Source organism: Novosphingobium sp. NBM11 (assembly GCF_015390225.1).
Classification (GTDB): domain Bacteria; phylum Pseudomonadota; class Alphaproteobacteria; order Sphingomonadales; family Sphingomonadaceae; genus Novosphingobium.
On record NZ_VUOG01000003.1, the window covers coordinates 507343 to 523864 of the forward strand.

A 16522-nucleotide genomic window follows, 5' to 3' on the forward strand; every position below is an offset into this window, starting at 1 on the left:
CGGCGCGGCCGTGCGGCGACCGGTTGTCCTGCTCCCGCTGGCGCTGGTGTTCGGCGTCGCGGCGACCGGCACGGCGCCGGACGAGCGCGCGCACCGCGCGTGGGTGGATTATGCGCTGCACTGCCAGGGATGCCACTTGCCCGACGGGCGCGGCATGGCGGGCAAGGTGCCCGACATGCGCGGGCAGCTCGGTCCTTTCGCAGCCTTGCCGGGTGGGCGCGAGTATCTGGTGCGCGTGCCCGGCGTTTCCACCTCACGCCTCAGCGATGCCGACGTGGCCCGGCTGATGAACTGGCTGGTCCGCCGGATGGGGCCGATGCCGGCGGGGTTCGAGGACTATACGACCGAGGAAGTGGCGCGGCTGCGTGCCGATTGGCTACGGTCGCCGGGGCCGGTCCGCGCGCGGCTCAAGGCGGCAATGGCCGAGGCGCGGGTTCAGGCCCGCTGACCCGCAACGAAGGCGCGCAAAGGCTTGCATCCGGGCGCGAGTATCGTCGCCGCGCCCACGCCACCGATCACGGTCACCAGCGCCAGCGATTGCACGATCCCGGCGCCCGCGCCGAACAGATGGTCGTTCAGCAGGCCGATCAGCAGCGTTCCTACGCCCGCGCCCAGCAGCGACGTGCAGCAGATCAGCAGTGCCGAAACCCGCGCGCGCATGGCCGGCGGCGCGACAATCTGGACGAGCGCGCCCGACGGCGCGATGGGAAACGACGAAAAGAACTGCAAACCCGCCAGCAGCACCAGGCCCGTGCCCGGCGAAGGCGCGAAGGCCAGTGCGCCGCCGAACAGCGCCGAGCATAGCCCGCCGATCATGCCGACGCGCAGCGCGCCGTCACCCCGTCCGCTGCGACGGTCGAGCAAGTCCATCAGCCAGCCGCTGGCATAGGCGCCGCCGCCACCCGCGCAGGTCGCGATCAGGCCGAGCCATAGCCCGGCCTCGCGCGTATCGAATCCGAAAGCGCGGGTCAGCACGGCGGGCGCCCAGGCCAGCGTGCCGAACAGCGCCCAGCCGGTCAGCGCATAGCCGGCAAGGTGCGGGCCGAAGATCGCGCGATGCCGGCGCATCATGGCGAAAACCGCGCCGATGCCGGGCGGGAGGTCTGCCCGTTCCGCGCTTGCGGCGGGGCGAGGATCGCGCACGGTCATGGCGACGATCAGTGCCAGCAACAGGCCCGGCAGACCCACGATCATGAAGCACAGCTGCCAGGGCCGCAGCGCCAGGCCCGCGATATGCACCGTGCCGTGCGCCGTCGCCGCCGCGATCACCGCGCCGCCCGCGACAAAGGCGAGCCCCGCGCCCACGAACGAGCCGAGCGAATAGACCGCCAGCGCCCGGCCCAGCTTTTCGCGGGAAAAGAGATCGGCGATCAGCGATTGCGTGGCCGGGGAAAGCGCGCCTTCGCCCGCGCCCACCATCACGCGCGCGCCGAACAGCGCGGCGAAGCTGCCGGCAAGGCCGCAGGCGGCGGTGGCGAGGCTCCACACGGCGATGCCGGCGGATATGACCGCCGGGCGCGCCATCCGGTCCGAAAAGCCGGCGATCGGCACGCCGAGCGTGGCGTAGAAGATCGCGAAAGCGAAGCCGTGCAGGAGGCCGAACTGGGTGTCGCTGATGCCGAGATCGGCCTGGATCGGTCCGATCAGCAGCGACAGGATCTGCCGGTCGACGAACGACAGCACATAGGCGGCCATGCAGATCGCCACGACGTACCACGATGCGGCGCTGTCCTGCGCGATGGGCTTCTCACGCATCGGCAGGCGCCAGCACGAAATCGAAAGCGCAGCGCCACGGGGTTGCGGCATCGGGCGTGGGTTCATAATCCACGATCAGCGGCGCCTTGACGCCGAACACCGCGTCGCTTTCCAGCCATGCGTCGCCCGCAACGAACGTATGCGTCACCAGCCGGTCGAAACCGGGCGCGGAGACGATGAAATGGGTATGCGCCGGGCGCCACGGATGCCGCCCGGTCGCGTCGAGCATCTGGCCCACCGGACCGTCGTGCGGGATGGGATAGGATACGGGCTTGATGCCGATGAAGGCGTATCGCCCATCCCTATCGGTTATAAATCGGCCCCTATTGTTCCATTGCGGTTGTACGCCGGGTTGCTGAACATCGTAGAAGCCATCGGCGTTGTCGGACCATACGTCGATCTCCGCGCCGGCGACGGGCCGCCCCGCTATGTCCGTAACCATGCCTTCGAACAGGCAGGCTTCGCCTTCGCCATCCAGACAGATGCTTTCGCCGATTTCCCGCACCGGCGCGCCGGCGACGTGGAACGGCCCGAGCACCGTGTTCTGCGTGACCTTGTCCGGCCGGCGGTTGTTGATCGCATCGACCAGCATCGATGCGCCCAGCACGTCGCTCAGCAGGATGAACTCCTGCCGTTCCGCGCTGCAGATGCGGCCGGTGGCGGTCAGGAAGTCGATCGCCTTGGCCCATTCCTCGCCCGTCAGTTCGACGTCCTTGATGAAAGCGTGCAAGTGCGTGACCAGCGAGCGCATGATCCGGTCAAGGCGCGGGTCGATGTCCGCGCCCAGCCGGGCGTTGACCGCCTCGGCCGATTGCGCCTCCGTAAAATAGCTCATGCGCCTTGCTCCCTGATGATTGGCCCGGTCATGCCGGTTGCTCTCCCTGCCACGCCCGCGCCAGCAGATCGCGGATCGCTCCGCGTTCGACAGGGCGCGGGTTGGGGTAGGTGTTCTGCGTGGCCAGCGTGGCGGCGCGGTCGATATCGCTTTCCGCCATGCCGAGCGCTGCAAGCGATGTCGGCGCGCCCAGGTCGCGCGCCAGCCGGTGCAGCGCCCGCGCGGGATCGTCGCCCAGCGCTTGCGCCAGCGGGGCGAGTTCCGCCACCGCCGCCGGGGTGTTGTAAGCCAGCGCGTGCGGCAGGATCACGGTATGCACCTCGGCATGGGGCAGGCCGAAGCTGCCGCCCAGCGTGTGGCACAGCTTGTGGTGCAGCGACATCCCAACCGCGCCCAGCACCGTGCCGCACAGCCATGCCGCATAGAGCGCGCGGGTCCGCGCGGGCAGGTGTTGGGGATCGGCGGCGATGCGGGGCAGGGCTCCCACCATCGCCTGCGCGCCTTCCAGCGCCATCAGGCTGGAAACGGGATTGCGATCGGGCGCGTAGAGCGCCTCCACCGCGTGCGCGATGGCGTTGAAGCCGCTGGTAATGCTGGTCGGCAGGGGCAGGTCCAGCGTGAGTTCGGGATCGTAGAGCACGAGATCGGGCAGCAGCCGGGGATCGCGCACCGTGGTCTTCATGCCCGCTGCCGTCTGCCCCAGCACGGGGGTCACTTCCGATCCGGCATAAGTGGTGGCGACGATCGCCTGCCGGCAGCCGGTGTGCAGGGCGATTGCCTTGGCGAGGCCAACCGCCGTGCCGCCGCCGAAAGCGAGCACGCCATCGGCATCCACGTCGCGGAATTCCGCGAGCGCGGCTTCCGTCACCTCGACCGGCGTGTGCATCGTGGCATGGGCGAAATGGCTGGCGATCCTGCGTTCGAGCGGTTGGGCGATCGCCTGCGCCTTGTCCCGCTGCCCCGGCGTCGAAACCAGCAGCAGCCGGCGGCAGCCGAGCGTCTCGATTTCCCCGGCGAGTTGTGCCGCGATCCCCGGCCCGAAGAGGATGCGTGCGGGCAACGTGGTATAGGCGAAGCGGTCGAGCATGGGCCTCCTGCGGGAAAGGCGCATGGTGGGCGGCGGCGGCAAGGCGCAAAATCGGTTTTTCGCAGTCGCTGTACGCTATACGAAGCAAAATCCGGTGTCGGCCACAACAGGATCGAGGATGCCCGCACGATGACGTCTGCCAGCCAAGATGACCCCCTCGTCCTCGTGCATCGCGATCGGGGGCGCTTCGATCTGGTGCTCAACCGCCCGGCGCAGTTCAACGCGCTGTCGGAGGAGATGCTGGCGGCGCTGAAAGCCGAGCTGGCCGTTGTGGCCGCCGATCCCGCGGCGCGCTGCGTGGTGCTGTCCGGCGCGGGCCGCGCGTTTTGTGCGGGGCATGACTTGCGCCAGATGCGCGCCACGCCCGACATTGCCTATTATCGCGATCTGTTCGGTGCCTGTACCGAGGTGATGCAGGCCATCGCCGACCTGCCGGTGCCGGTGATCGCGCGCGTGCACGGCATCGCCACGGCGGCGGGATGCCAGCTCGTCGCCAGTTGCGATCTCGCGGTCGCTTCCTCCGATGCGCGGTTCGCCGTTTCGGGGATCAACGTCGGCCTGTTCTGCTCGACGCCGGCTGTCGCGCTATCGCGCAACGTACCGGCCAAGCGCGCGTTCGAGATGCTGGTGACGGGGCAGTTCATCGATGCGGCCACGGCGGAGAGCTGGGGTCTGACCAACCGGACCGTTGCGCGCGGGGATCTCGATGCGGCGGTGGACGATTTCGTTCGGACGATCATGGCCAAGAGCCCCGCCGCGATCCGCCATGGCAAGGCGCTGTTCCATGCCCAGCGCGAACGCCCGCGCGCCGATGCCTATGAACTGGCCACGGAAGTGATGGCGCGGAACATGATGGAGGAGGACGCCGGCGAGGGGATCGACGCCTTCCTGCAAAAGCGGGCGCCGGTATGGGCGGGCGTGTAAGCGTAGCGATGGGGAAGGAAGAGCGTTTGGAAGCCGTGACGGACCTGCACGCGGGAATGATAGCCATCCCGGCCGGCACTTTCACGATGGGATCGGAAGCGTTCTATCCGGAGGAAGCGCCGCTGCGCCGCGTGAAGGTCGATGCCTTCCACATCGACGAGACGCCGGTGACCAATCGCCAGTTTGCGCGCTTCGTGGAGGCGACGGGGCATGTGACGCAGGCGGAGATCGCGCCCGATCCGAAGGACTATCCCGATATGCTGCCGGGCATGGACCGCGCCGGATCGCTGGTGTTCCGCAAGACGCGCGGGCCGGTGGACATGAGCGCACCGGGCAACTGGTGGCACTTCGAATTCGGGGCGGACTGGCGCCATCCGCTTGGCCCCGGCAGTTCGCTGGACGATCTGGACCTGTGGGACCACCCGGTTGTGCATGTCGCATGGGCGGATGCCGATGCCTATGCGCGCTGGGCGGGCAAGGATCTGCCGACCGAAGCCGAATACGAATATGCCGCGCGGGGTGGTCTGGAAGGCAGCGAATACGCCTGGGGTGACGAACTGGCGCCCGGCGGGCAGATGCTGGCGAACTACTGGCAGGGCCTGTTCCCTTTCGCCAACCAGTGCCTGGACGGATGGGAGCGGACATCCCCGGTGCGGTCCTTTCCGCCCAACGGCTATGGCCTCTACGACATGATCGGCAACACCTGGGAATGGACCTGCGACTGGTGGAGCGACCATGCGGCGCAAGCCGATCCCAAGAAGCCGAAGGGTTCCTGCTGTACGGTTTCCAACCCGCGCGGCGGCAAGCTGAAGGGCAGCTACGATCCGGCGCAGCCGGCGGTGCGCATCGGGCGCAAGGTGCTGAAGGGCGGATCGCACCTCTGCGCGGCGAACTATTGCCAGCGCTACCGCCCGGCGGCGCGCCACCCGGAAATGGTCGATACCTCCACCACGCACATCGGCTTTCGCTGCGTGGTGCGCCCGGGGTAATCGGCGCCTACCAGCGCCGCGCCTTCATGCGCACGGTGACGACCGGGCTGAGCGCGTCCGCGTTTTCGCCTAGCGCGAAGCCGTAATCGCCGCCGGCGATGGACCATGCGCCGTTCTTCCAGTCCGCCAGCAGGCGCGGATCGATCGTGACCGTGACCGGTTGCGATGCGCCTGCCGCCAGATCGACGCGTGCGTAGCCCACCAGACGCTGCCGGCGCGCGCCCGCCTGCGTGACCATGTAAAGCTGCGCCACCGTCGCGCCGGCGCGCTGGCCGGTGTTGGCGACCGTGAACGTGGCCGTTGCGCCATCGGTCTTGAGGCCGCTAGTGGCGAAGGTGGTGTAGGACAGGCCGTGGCCGAACGGGAACAGCGGCTTTTCCCCCTTGCGGGCGAACCAGCGGTAACCGAGGTCGGAGCCCTCGATGTCGTAGTTGGCGACAAGGGCCATGTCCGCGTGCGGCGGATTGCCGGTGAAATCGGGTTCGAGCACGTCGAAGCCATCGACCTTTTCGCGCGGAAGCTGCTTTTCGGCGGCCGGGAACGTGATCGGCAGGCGGCCCGATGGATTGGTCTTGCCGAACAGCACGTTCGCAATCGCTTCCGCGCCCCGTGCCCCCGGATACCATGCCTCGATCACCGCGGCGGTCTTGCCAAGCCACGGCATCAGCACCGGTCCGCCGGTTTCGAGCACGACGATCGTGTTCGGATTGGCGTCCGCCACCGCCGCGATCAGCGCGTCCTGCCCGTTGGGCAGCGTGAGATCGGGCTGGTCGAACCCTTCGGTCGACCATTGCGTGGCGAACACGATCGCGACATCGGCCTGCTTCGCCTGCGTAACCGCTTCCGAGATGTAGCGGCCGTTGCGATAGGTAACGGCGGCATCGCCGGCTTGCGCCCTGATCGCCTTCAGCGGCACGGAGCGGTGATAGGCCTCCTGAATGAAGGCCGCGAAACCGCTGCCTCCGCCCAGCGGGATCGATACCGCCGGCCCGCCCTGGCCCTGCACCTGGCTTGAGCCCGCGCCCGAGACAACGCCGGTGTCGGCGTATCCGCCGATGACCGCGATCTTTTTGGCCGAAGCGGCAAGCGGCAAGGCTCCCCGTTCGTTGCGCAGCAGGACGATGCCCTGTTCGGCGGTATCCTGCGCGATCTTGCCATGCGCGTCGAAATCGATCTTGCCGCCGGGGCTGACGGGAAATTTGTCCAGCCCGTTGTCGTAGATCGCCCAGAGCACGCGGCGGTTCATGTCATCACGCCGCGCGGCCCATGCGGGTTTGCCGGCGGCGGCTTCGGCCAGCGGGCGATCGAAGAACATCGCCTTGTCGAGCTGCCCGCCCGATTGCTGGTCCAGCCCGTTCATCGCCGCCTGAAGATCGGGCACTGCGCCCCAGTCCGACATCACGAAGCCCTTGTAGCCCCAGTCGCGCTTGAGCACCGTGTTCAGCAGCCAGCTGCTGGAGCAGGCCGGGTCGCCATTGACCTTGTTGTAGGCGCACATCACCGAGCCCGGATTGCCGATCTCGATGCCGAGCTGGAAGGCCAGCAGGTCGCTTTCGCGCGCCGCGCCTTCGGAAATTCGGGAATCGACGAACTTGCGGCCAGTCTCCTGCCCGTTCAGCGCGAAGTGCTTGATCGTGGCGATGATGTGGTTCGACTGGATGCCCCGGATCGCATGACCGGCGAGCGTGCCGCTGAGCAGCGGGTCTTCGCCGAAATACTCGAAATTGCGGCCGTTGCGCGGATCGCGCATCAGATTGACGCCGCCCCCCAGCATCACGTTGAAGCCCTTGGCGCGCGCTTCGGCGCCGATCATCGCGCCGCCCTGTTCGATCAGGAGGGGATTCCAGGTCGATGCCATGGCGAGGGCCGATGGCAGCGCGGTGGCCCCATCGCGGCGCAGCCCGAACACGTAGGCCACGCCAAGGCTGGCGTCGGTTTCCTTGAGTGCGGGAACGCCCAGCCGGGCGATGCCGCCGACATAGCCGGCGCCGGGAATGGCATCCGCCGGAATCGGCGGCGGACTGACGCCGACCGGCAGGGGCATGATCCCGTGGGTCAGCACGGTCCTTTCGTCCGGTGTCATCTGCCGCAGCGTTGCGTCGGCCCGGCGCAGCGCGTCTTCGCCGGCCTTGTTCGGTGCGGCCGGACCGTTTCCGGCCGCTGCAACCCGGTCCTGCGCCACGACCGCCGTGGCGGCCGTGCCAAGCAGGATGGCAAGGCCCGCTTTCATCATTGTCCTGTTCATCGTTCCCGTCCCCGTTTCTTGTCTTATCCAGTCGGCGCGCGTCCGGCGATCATTCCGGCCGCCGGTCGAACATATCCGAATACCGGCACGTCAGCGCGCCCGGTTGCGCCAGAGCACCGCTGCCATACATGGCCCATTGCGCATCCCACAGCCTCTTCATCTCGGCAACCTTGGCCGGATAGCGCGACGCGAGGTCCGTGCTTTCGGAAAAGTCGCTGTCGAGATCGAACAGTTCCCAGCGATCGTTGGCATAGGGCTGGTCGCAGTCATGCAGCGCCACGGCGCGCCAGCGGCCGCTGGTGATCGCCCGGTTGCCGCGCAGCTCGAAATACTGCACCTGCCGGCCCGGCGCCTTGCGGCTGCGCACGGTGGGAAGGAACGATTTGCCGGCGACCGGGATCTGCGGCACGCCTTCCACGGTCGCGTCGAAGCGGGCCTGCGCCGCTTCCAGCAGCGTGGGCGCGATATCGATCACGTCGACGAATTGCCGGCGGATCGCGCCGCCATCGCGGACCATGCGCGGCCAGTGGAAGATCATCGGGGTGCGCGTTCCGCCCGAATAGGGCCACAGCTTGTAGCGCCGCAAAGGCGTGTCTCCCGCCATCGCCCAGGGGCGGGGATATTCCGCCTGCGTCTTGCCGGTTCCCAGTTCGTCGAGACGGGCGCGCTGTTGGGCCGGCGTAGCGGTGTTCGCACGATAGAGGCCGTCGAAGAAGCCCGCTTGACCGGCCTCGGAAGCCGCGCCGTTGTCCGACAACAGCACAATGATCGTGTTGTCGAGCGCCTTCCGGTCGCGCAGGGCATCGAGCAGCCGCCCGATCTGCCGGTCGCAATGTTCGATAAAGCCCGCATAGACCGCCATGTACCGGGCGAAGACGGCCTTTTCGTCTTCCGATAAATCCGCCCAAGCGCGATCACGCGATTCCCGCGCGGGCAGCAGCGTGTTCTCGGGGATGAGCCCCATCCGTTTCATCCGGACGAAGCGCTCCTCCCGAATCGCGTCCCAGCCTTTTGCGTAAACCGCGTCATAGGGTGCCGAGTACTCGCGCGGCACCTGGATCGGCGAATGCGCCGTGCCAAACGCCAGGTTCAGGAAGAACGGCGCGGCCGGGTTCCGGTCGAGATGGTTCGAGACGAGGCCGATCGCCTTGTCGGCCAGATCGGCGGAGAGGTGATAGCCCTCCGGGAAATCCCGCTTCAGATAGCCGTTGTTCTCCACCAGTTCGGGGCGATACTGGTCCGTCCAGCCGCGCGGGAAGCCATAGAAATAGTCGAAACCGCGCTGCAACGGCCAGTTTTCGCGCGGGGCGTCCGCGCCCAGTTCGGCCATCGGGATCATATGCCATTTCCCGATCGCCCAGGTGGCATAGCCCCGCCGCTGCAAGGCCTGCGCCATGGTCTGCGCATTGCCCGGCAGGCGGAACAGGTGCGCCATCTGCGGATCGCCGGGGGTCACCGCCGCGACATCGGGCACGTCGGGCATGTTGACCGTGTGCGCGTTGCGCCCGGTCAACATCGCGGCGCGCGTGGAAGCGCACACGGCCTTGGTATCGAAATGGACGTAGCGCAGGCCCGTCTTGGCGAGGCTGTCGATCACGGGCGTGCGGATTTCCGAGCCGAAGCAGCCGATGTCGGAATAGCCCACGTCGTCGAGCACGATCGTGATGATGTTGGGGCGCGGCCCTTTGCCCGCGATGGCCCGGGCGGGCGCGGTCCCCAGGGTGGTCGTGGCGAGGAGCGCACTGACGAAGTGACGTCGGGAAAGCTGCATGGGTCAGGCGTTCCTGCACGGTCGGGGAGCGCCGGCGCACGTGCCGACGCTCCCCGCGATAGGCATCAGAAGTGAACGGCCGCTTCGACGCCGAACGTGCGGAAGGCGTCCGGAGTCAGCAACTGGGTATAGCCGGCGCCGGTTGCCGAGGTATCGAGCAGTCCGGTGCCGATGAGCGTGGCGAAATGCTTGTTGGTGAGGTTCTTGCCGAACACCGCAAGGCTGTAGCGCCCGTCCTGCGTCTCGATCGACAGCCTGCCGTTGAGCAGGCCGTAGCCGGGCTGGGCGGTGTTGGGATCGCGGAAGCTGAACAGCGTGCGCGACCGGTAGGTGAAGGACAGGTTCGCACCGCCGCGCAGATTGTCGCCGATGTCCGTCCGGTAGCTGGCGTTGAGCGAATAGGCCCACTTGGGGGCGTTGGTCAGCGCTTGGCCGGTAACGTCCTGCCGGCCGGTCACGCAGCCGAGCGCGGCGGTCTGCCCGGGATAACAGCTGACGACCAGCCCGCGCACTTCCGTGTCGGTAAACGCAAGATTGCCCGAAAGGCTGAGGCCGTTCATCGGGCGCAGGATCGCCTCGATTTCCGCGCCCTTGGTCACGAGCTTGCCGGCGTTGGTCAGCTGGAACGAGGTCAGCACCGCGCTGTAGGTCTGCGCCTGGAAATTGGTGAAGGTTTCGTAGAAGCCGGTCGCGTTCAGCGTCAGCTTCCGGTCGAACAGCGTGGTGCGCAGCCCGACTTCCCAATTGCGCGCGATCTCCGGCTTCAGCACAGCCAGCCCCGCGTTCACCGTCGCCGCCGTCAGGTTGTTGAGCAGGTTGAGCGCCGGTCCCTTGTAGCCGCGGGTGTAGCTGGCATAGGCCATCACATCGGGCGAAGCCTGATACTGGATGCCGAGCTTGTAGCTGAAATCGGTGTCGGTGGCCTTGAGCGTGGGGGTGACGTAGGCCGGGCCGCCCAGGCTGGGCATCGCCGCGATCGCGCCTGGCAGCACCGTGCGGTTGAAGTGCGCCACCGCCTGTTCGGACGTCAGGCGGAACCCGCCGATCAGCGACAGGGAGTCGGTCAGATGGCCGGTGAGCTGCCCGAACGCGGCCACGTTCTTCGTGGTAATGTCGCGGTCGACCTGGTTGCCGAGATATTGTCCGGCCGGCAGATTGACCGTCAGATTGCCTTTCACCTGCGTGCGGGTGGTGACGTCCTGCCAGAAATAGTAGAGGCCGAGGACATATTCGATCGGCTTGCCGGCCGGCGAGGTCAGCCGCAGTTCCTGCGTGAACTGCTTCTGCTTTTGCAGGGCGTTGTTCAGGCTTACGACGGGCAGGGGAACCAGATCGGGATCGTTGTTGTCGAACACCCTGAATTCGCGATAGGCCGTGATCGATGTAATCGTCTGGCCGCCGAGTTCCGTGTTGATTTCGACAGAGGCGCCGCCGGTCTTCTGGCGGTTGAAGTAATCGCCATCGATCGTGACCTGTCGGTTGATCGGCCCGAGGGTCTGGCTCGCCAGCAGCGCGGCGCGCGTCTGGCCGTTGTAGTAGGTCGTCGTCGGCAGCACCGAGCGCACGGTCGACGCGCAGCAGTTGCGGTTGCTCTCGCCGTAGTCGCCGATGAGATAGATCGAGGTGACGTCGCTCGGCTTGAACAACAGTTTGCCGCGCAGGCCCCAGCTGTTGTTGCCGTTGAGCTTCTGGCCGTTAACGGTGTTGGTGATGATCCCGTCGGCGGTGGAGCGGAAGCCCGAGAGGCGCAGCGCCGCGCGGCCCGGATCCAGCACCGCCGATCCGGTGGCCTTCAGGCGAACGTCGTTGAACGTGCCGTAGCTGGCCGAGGCCGACAGGGATGACGTGTCCAGATCGGGCTTGCCGGTGACGACGTTGAGCGCGCCGGCCGAAGAATTCTTGCCGAACAGCGTTCCTTGCGGACCGCGCAGGACTTCGATGCGCTCGATGTCGTTGAAATCGAAGAACGAAGCCGCCGACCGGCCGATGACCACGCCATCGACCACCGTCGAAACCGATGGCTCCACGCCGTCCGAGAAGTTGAGCGTGCCGATGCCGCGGATCGACAACCCCTGCCCGCGCGTGTTGGCGCTGTTGGTGAAGTTGATCGAAGGCGAGACCTGCGAAAGTTGCTCCAGGCCGCTGATCCGGTTGTCCGCCAGCACGGTCGATGAAAGCACGGCAACCGAAACAGGTACTTTCTGCAGGCTCTGCTCGCGCTTTTGCGCGGTCACCACGATCTCGCCGCTGGGGGTTTCTCCATCCGCGGCCGCGCTATCCTGAACTTGCTGCGCATGCACGGACAGAGGCATCGCGATCGAAAACGCCACGCTCCCAAGCGACAGCACTCTGCGGCGATAATTCATGACACCCTCCCTTGTCTGACCGAATTGTGTTCGGTCCGATTTCGTTTGCCCACTGACGCAAAGCGATTCGGGACAACGTTGTCTCAAACGCATAGTGTTGCGCAAAATCCGCGTCAACAGTGGACGGACTGACGGTTGTTTCTGTGGCTGTCAGCGCGCCGCCGGGGCCATCGACTGGCGGGGCACCAGTTCGTAAGGCATCGTCACGACCCGGTCCCATGCCACGCCGTCTCGCGCGTCACGCTCGATCAGGCTGTTACCCGCCAGCCGGGCAATCTCGATCGTCGATTGCCGCACCGTGGCGATTCGGGGCCAGGTATGCGCGGAAACGGCAAGCCCGCCGAAACCCACCAGCGACAGCTGGCCCGGCACGTCTATTCCCCGTTCGATGGCGGCCGCCAGCACGCCGGCGGCCATTTCGTCGTTCGCGGCAAATATGGCGGTGGGGCGCTCGGCCAGAGCCAGCAATTCGTGCCCCATCTCGAAACCCGAGGCGAACAGGAAGTTGCCTTGCCGCACTTCCACGCTGGCGCCGGCCACGCTGCCGACGATGTCGAGGAAGCCGATCTTGCGTTCGCGCTGGGCCGCATGGCTTTCCGGGCCATCGATAAAGCCGATCCGCCGATGTCCCATCGCGAGAATGGCTTCTCCCACGTCGTGCGCTGCCCTGTTGTTGTCGATGACGAAGCACAGCCCGCGGTCCAGATCGAGGCCGGGATTGATCCGCGCAAACGGAATTGCCGCGTTGTCGAGCAGGTCGAGCACCCACGCGATATCGCACAGCGGCGGCACCAGGATAACGCCGTCCAGCTTTACCAGATCGAGAAAACGGCGCAGCATTTCTCCCGACATCCGGGCATCCACGGACGAGATGTTCTCGATGACCAGATGATGCTCTGCTGCGTGGCACGCCTGCAGCAAACCCAGTATCACGTCCGCAGCATAACTGGGCATGTGATGATCGGGTTCGGAAGCGTGGAGGATCTCCGTATGCGATCCGATGATCAATCCCAGAGCATGGGATTTGCCGCCACGCAGCAGGCTGGCGGCCCTGTTCGGCTTGTAGTCGAGGTCCCGTATCGCCTGTTCAACGCGATCGCGCAGCTCTGCGGCCACGGTCGGCGCTCCGTTGAGAACGCGGGAAACGGTCTTGAAAGACACGCCGGCGTGTTTGGCGATGTCGACAATGGTCACAGACCGTTTCAAACGTTCCCCCTGAGCACCTGCCGCAGAAAAGGTTCACGGTTCAGGCGGCTGCTCCGTGAACGCCCGCCGCCCTTGCCGTGCCCGCCGCGGCAGAGGCCATGGCCCGAGGGCAATTACTCCAGAGCGGTCGGGATGGCCAGTGACGGATGATCGCCGCTGTAGGGGCGGCCCGTCATCTCTTCAAACCGCTGCGGCAAGATCGCCGCGAAGCAATTTGGCCCAGGCTCACCGTTTTGCGTACATGATCCGCAGCGTGGCGAACAAACGGCTGATGGCTTCGGCACCGACAAAACAGTCCACTGACGAATGACAGTGGTAGCCCGAAATTCCCTTGAGAGGAGGTCTCATGACCGGATTGTCCACGGCGGCGGCTGAGCGAACCGTGTCAAGGGCCGCTACTTCCCGGACCAGGGTCGCGCCACCGGAGCGGGCAAATGGTTCACGTCGGCTGACCGCAACGCCAGCACGCCATCCTGTGGCCATAGCACCAGCGGCGACGCCTCGCGTAGCCGTGCGCCCAAGTCGCGCAGATTGTTGCTTGGCGCGCGCCGCATCTCCCTCGGCGCGGTCCGGTTGCGCCACCAGTTGCCCAATCGCACGTGCCAGGGCGGTAACGTCTCGACGTCCGGCCAGCGCAGCGAAGGACGCCGCGCCCGGCCGGGACGCGCGAAATCCCCATCCGAAGCGGAGGGGCGTGCATCCGGCTCGATCGAGGGTACCGCGAGCGGCACCGCCTGGATATCCGGAGAGGCATCGACGAGCGCGAGCTTTCATTTCGCCATCGCCCATGTCACACTCGTCGCCGTCATCTCGTCATGCAAACAAGCATTGCGCATGGGAGATACGAACATGAAGCCTGTTATCGTCGGCGGCGCGGGACGGTTCGGTGTCCCTGTCGTTGCCCTTCCGCAAGCGCAGGGCCATTGGCGCGCCGCTCAATCCCCGGAGAGGACGGCATGAGCCGGGGCTTGCCGCTCGCGCTGGCCTCGGCGCTCGGCATCGGAGCCGCCGTCAACGGTCTCTTCATGCTGCTCTCGCCCGCCCGATGGTACTTCGCGGTGCCCGGTGTCACCACCACCGGCCCGTTCAACCAGCATTTCCTGCGCGACATCGGGCTGATTTTCCTGTTGGTCGCGATCGCGATGCTTGCAGGCGTCGCGCGGCCGGCGGCGCGTCTTCCGCTCTGGTCCGCCGCCGCGTTCTGGCTGGCGGGCCATGCGCTGTTCCACTTTTGGGAAGTGGTGGTTGGCATCTGCGGCACCGGCGCACTCGCCCGGGATTTTCCCGCGGTGACGTTGCCGGCTATACTGACGACTGCGCTTGCGCTGTGGGCATGGCGCGATACGGCACGGGAGAGGTGCTGGCCGCACTCGGTGGAGGACGCGCGTGCCGAGCAGGGATGAATATGCCGCTGATTTCGAGGCTCAAAGGCCACGGTTGTTGCGCCTGGGATACCGTATGCTCGGCTCCGTCAGCGAAGCGGAGGATATCGTTCAGGAGGCATGGCTTCGGTGGGCGGCAAAAGCGGAAAGCGTCGATGCTCCGGCTGCCTATCTGACCCGCATCGTCACCCGCCTTTGCCTCGATCAGCTCAAGTCCGCCCGTGTTCGCCGGGAAACCTATGTCGGAGCCTGGTTGCCCGAACCACTGATGGAAACCACCGAGCCTGACGAGACGATCGCCGACGACCTGACGCTTACCCTGATGCTGGCGATGGAGCGCCTGTCCCCGCTGGAGCGCGCCGCCTTCCTGCTCCACGACGTGTTTGGCGTGGCGCTGACCGATATCGCCGCGACATTGGGGCGCGAGCCCGCCGCGGTTCGCCAGCTTGCCGCGCGCGCGCGCAAACACGTGCAGGATGCGCGCCCGCGTTTCCCGGTGGACGCGCGCGAGGCGGACCGGATCGCCCGGGCCTTCTTCACCGCTTCGCGCGAGGGCGATGCGGGCGCGCTGTCTGCGCTGCTCGCGCGCGACGTCGCGATCTATTCGGATGGCGGCGGCAAGGTGATCGCCTTCCGCAACATCGTGCGGGGGATCGATCGGGCACTGCGCTTGTTCGCCGGGCTCAAGCGCAAAAATACATCGATGCCGACGCTGCTGCGCACCGCCATGATCGATGGCCTGCCGGGGTATGTCAGCGTCGATCGAGGCGATGTGCTCCAGACGACGGCCCTCGACGTGCGCGACGGGCGGATCGCGGCGATCTACATCGTGCGCAATCCTGACAAGCTGCGCCATCTTGCGGCAGCTTTCGACACAAGCAGCGGATAGCGCTACGCGCTGTCGCGCACGACCAGTTCGGGCGTCATCTGGACCGACGGGCTGTCTTCGCCCCGCAACCGGGCGGCGAGAGCGCCGATCATCAAGCCCGCGCCCCGGGCGATGTCCTGCCGCACCGAGGTCAGCCGGGGAACCGTCTGCGCCGCGATCGGCAGATCGTCGAACCCGGTAACGGCAATGTCGGTCGGGACGGCGAGGCCCTCGTCCGTCAGCGCGCGCAGCGCGGTCATCGCGATCACGTCGGACGCGCAGACGATGCCGTCCAGCGTGCGTCCGATCCTGCGGATCCGGGTGGCAATATCCTCCTGCGCCTGCTCGCCGCTCAAGTGTACCGGCAGCGCTTCCAGTGCGGGCAGGCCGGCTTCCTGCACGGCAGCGCTGGCGCCGGCGAAGCGTGCGGCGATCTCGGGCGGGCGGATATCACCCAGGAAGGCCAGTCGTGTGCGCCCGCTGGCGATCAGGTGCCGGGCGGCCAGTTTGCCGCCCGCGTGATTGTCCGACCCGATCGTGCATTGCTGATAGCCCGGGGTCTGCTGGCCCCAGACCACCAGCGGACGATAGCGCTGCGCGACGTGTTCGATCGCATCGAGCTGATCCGATTGCCCGATGATCAGCACGCCATCGAGCAACCCGGAGTCAACGATGTCATCAAGCCAGCCCGGCGTATCGGGCAGCACGCGCGATAGCATCAGGTCGTATCCGGATTCGGTCAGCCCGTCGGCCAGATGGCCCAGCATGGTCATGAAGAACGGATCGGAAATGTGCTGTCGCCGTTCGTGCCCCAGCGGCACCACCACGCCGATCGCGCGGGTCTCCCGCGTGCGCAGCTTGCTGGCCATCTGGTTCAGGCGGAAGCCGTGCTTTTCCGCCAGCGCCTGTATCCGTTCGCGCGTGTTCGCCTTGATCAGCGGGTTGCCGGCCAGAGCGCGCGAGACGGTGCTGGCCGAAACGCCGGCAATCCGGGCCAGTTCGACGATATTGCGGACGCGGGCCGGCGGCTGTTCGCTTTCGTTATCCCCGTCCATCGACTGCTCCGCACGCTTGCCCGGGCGATCGCGCGCGAC

13 protein-coding genes are annotated in these 16522 nt (G+C 66.8%); 5 read left to right on the top strand and 8 right to left on the bottom strand.

What is annotated here, in order from left to right:
• Positions 1 to 10: 10 nt before the first annotated feature.
• Positions 11 to 448, top strand: coding sequence for a hypothetical protein (locus tag F1640_RS22570; protein WP_190287149.1), 438 nt, complete (start codon positions 11 to 13; stop codon positions 446 to 448).
• On the opposite strand, the gene F1640_RS22575 is transcribed toward F1640_RS22570, so the two are convergent.
• Genes F1640_RS22575 through F1640_RS22585 form a run of 3 tightly spaced genes read right to left on the bottom strand, consistent with a single transcriptional unit; the run spans position 436 to position 3677 of the window.
• On the bottom strand, positions 436 to 1755 hold the full coding sequence (locus F1640_RS22575; protein ID WP_206694932.1) for an MFS transporter: 1320 nt from the start codon (positions 1753 to 1755) through the stop codon (positions 436 to 438). The two genes, F1640_RS22570 and F1640_RS22575, sit on opposite strands and share 13 nt — an antisense overlap.
• A complete protein-coding gene (locus F1640_RS22580; RefSeq protein ID WP_194921913.1) occupies positions 1748 to 2590 on the bottom strand; it encodes a dioxygenase in 843 nt (280 codons plus the stop codon). The genes F1640_RS22575 and F1640_RS22580 overlap by 8 nt, the downstream gene beginning before the upstream one ends.
• 28 nt (positions 2591 to 2618) lie before the next feature.
• On the bottom strand, positions 2619 to 3677 hold the full coding sequence (locus F1640_RS22585; protein ID WP_124808301.1) for a maleylacetate reductase: 1059 nt from the start codon (positions 3675 to 3677) through the stop codon (positions 2619 to 2621).
• 129 nt (positions 3678 to 3806) lie between these two features.
• Between F1640_RS22585 and F1640_RS22590 the strand changes: the two genes are divergently transcribed.
• Both F1640_RS22590 and F1640_RS22595 read left to right on the top strand, forming a co-directional pair.
• Complete coding sequence (locus F1640_RS22590; protein ID WP_124808300.1) at positions 3807 to 4601, top strand: enoyl-CoA hydratase; 795 nt, start codon at positions 3807 to 3809, stop codon at positions 4599 to 4601.
• A gap of 56 nt (positions 4602 to 4657) precedes the next feature.
• Positions 4658 to 5590 carry a formylglycine-generating enzyme family protein gene (locus tag F1640_RS22595; protein WP_124808366.1) on the top strand — a complete coding sequence of 311 codons (933 nt, stop codon included), beginning with the start codon at positions 4658 to 4660 and terminating at the stop codon, positions 5588 to 5590.
• A gap of 7 nt (positions 5591 to 5597) precedes the next feature.
• On the opposite strand, the gene F1640_RS22600 is transcribed toward F1640_RS22595, so the two are convergent.
• The 4 genes from F1640_RS22600 to F1640_RS22615 all read right to left on the bottom strand — a co-directional run bounded on the left by F1640_RS22600 (position 5598) and on the right by F1640_RS22615 (position 13166).
• The gene (locus F1640_RS22600; protein ID WP_124808299.1) at positions 5598 to 7835 is read right to left on the bottom strand and encodes a beta-glucosidase; all 2238 of its coding nucleotides are present in this window, start codon (positions 7833 to 7835) and stop codon (positions 5598 to 5600) included.
• A gap of 49 nt (positions 7836 to 7884) precedes the next feature.
• Positions 7885 to 9606, bottom strand: coding sequence for an arylsulfatase (locus F1640_RS22605; RefSeq protein WP_124808298.1), 1722 nt, complete (start codon positions 9604 to 9606; stop codon positions 7885 to 7887).
• Positions 9607 to 9671: 65 nt separating this feature from the next.
• Positions 9672 to 11972, bottom strand: a complete 2301-nt coding sequence (locus F1640_RS22610; RefSeq protein ID WP_190287146.1) for a TonB-dependent receptor — start codon at positions 11970 to 11972, stop codon at positions 9672 to 9674.
• 150 nt (positions 11973 to 12122) lie between these two features.
• Positions 12123 to 13166 (bottom strand): LacI family DNA-binding transcriptional regulator, encoded by a 1044-nt coding sequence (locus tag F1640_RS22615; RefSeq protein ID WP_190287144.1) that lies wholly within the window; start codon positions 13164 to 13166, stop codon positions 12123 to 12125.
• Between the two features lie 968 nt (positions 13167 to 14134).
• Between F1640_RS22615 and F1640_RS22620 the strand changes: the two genes are divergently transcribed.
• Positions 14135 to 14581: a hypothetical protein gene (locus tag F1640_RS22620; protein WP_124808294.1), complete on the top strand. Its 447-nt coding sequence runs from the start codon at positions 14135 to 14137 to the stop codon at positions 14579 to 14581.
• A complete protein-coding gene (locus F1640_RS22625) occupies positions 14565 to 15449 on the top strand; it encodes a sigma-70 family RNA polymerase sigma factor (RefSeq protein ID WP_124808293.1) in 885 nt (294 codons plus the stop codon). The genes F1640_RS22620 and F1640_RS22625 overlap by 17 nt, the downstream gene beginning before the upstream one ends.
• A gap of 2 nt (positions 15450 to 15451) precedes the next feature.
• On the opposite strand, the gene F1640_RS22630 is transcribed toward F1640_RS22625, so the two are convergent.
• Complete coding sequence (locus tag F1640_RS22630) at positions 15452 to 16483, bottom strand: substrate-binding domain-containing protein (protein ID WP_124808292.1); 1032 nt, start codon at positions 16481 to 16483, stop codon at positions 15452 to 15454.
• Positions 16484 to 16522: the final 39 nt, after the last annotated feature.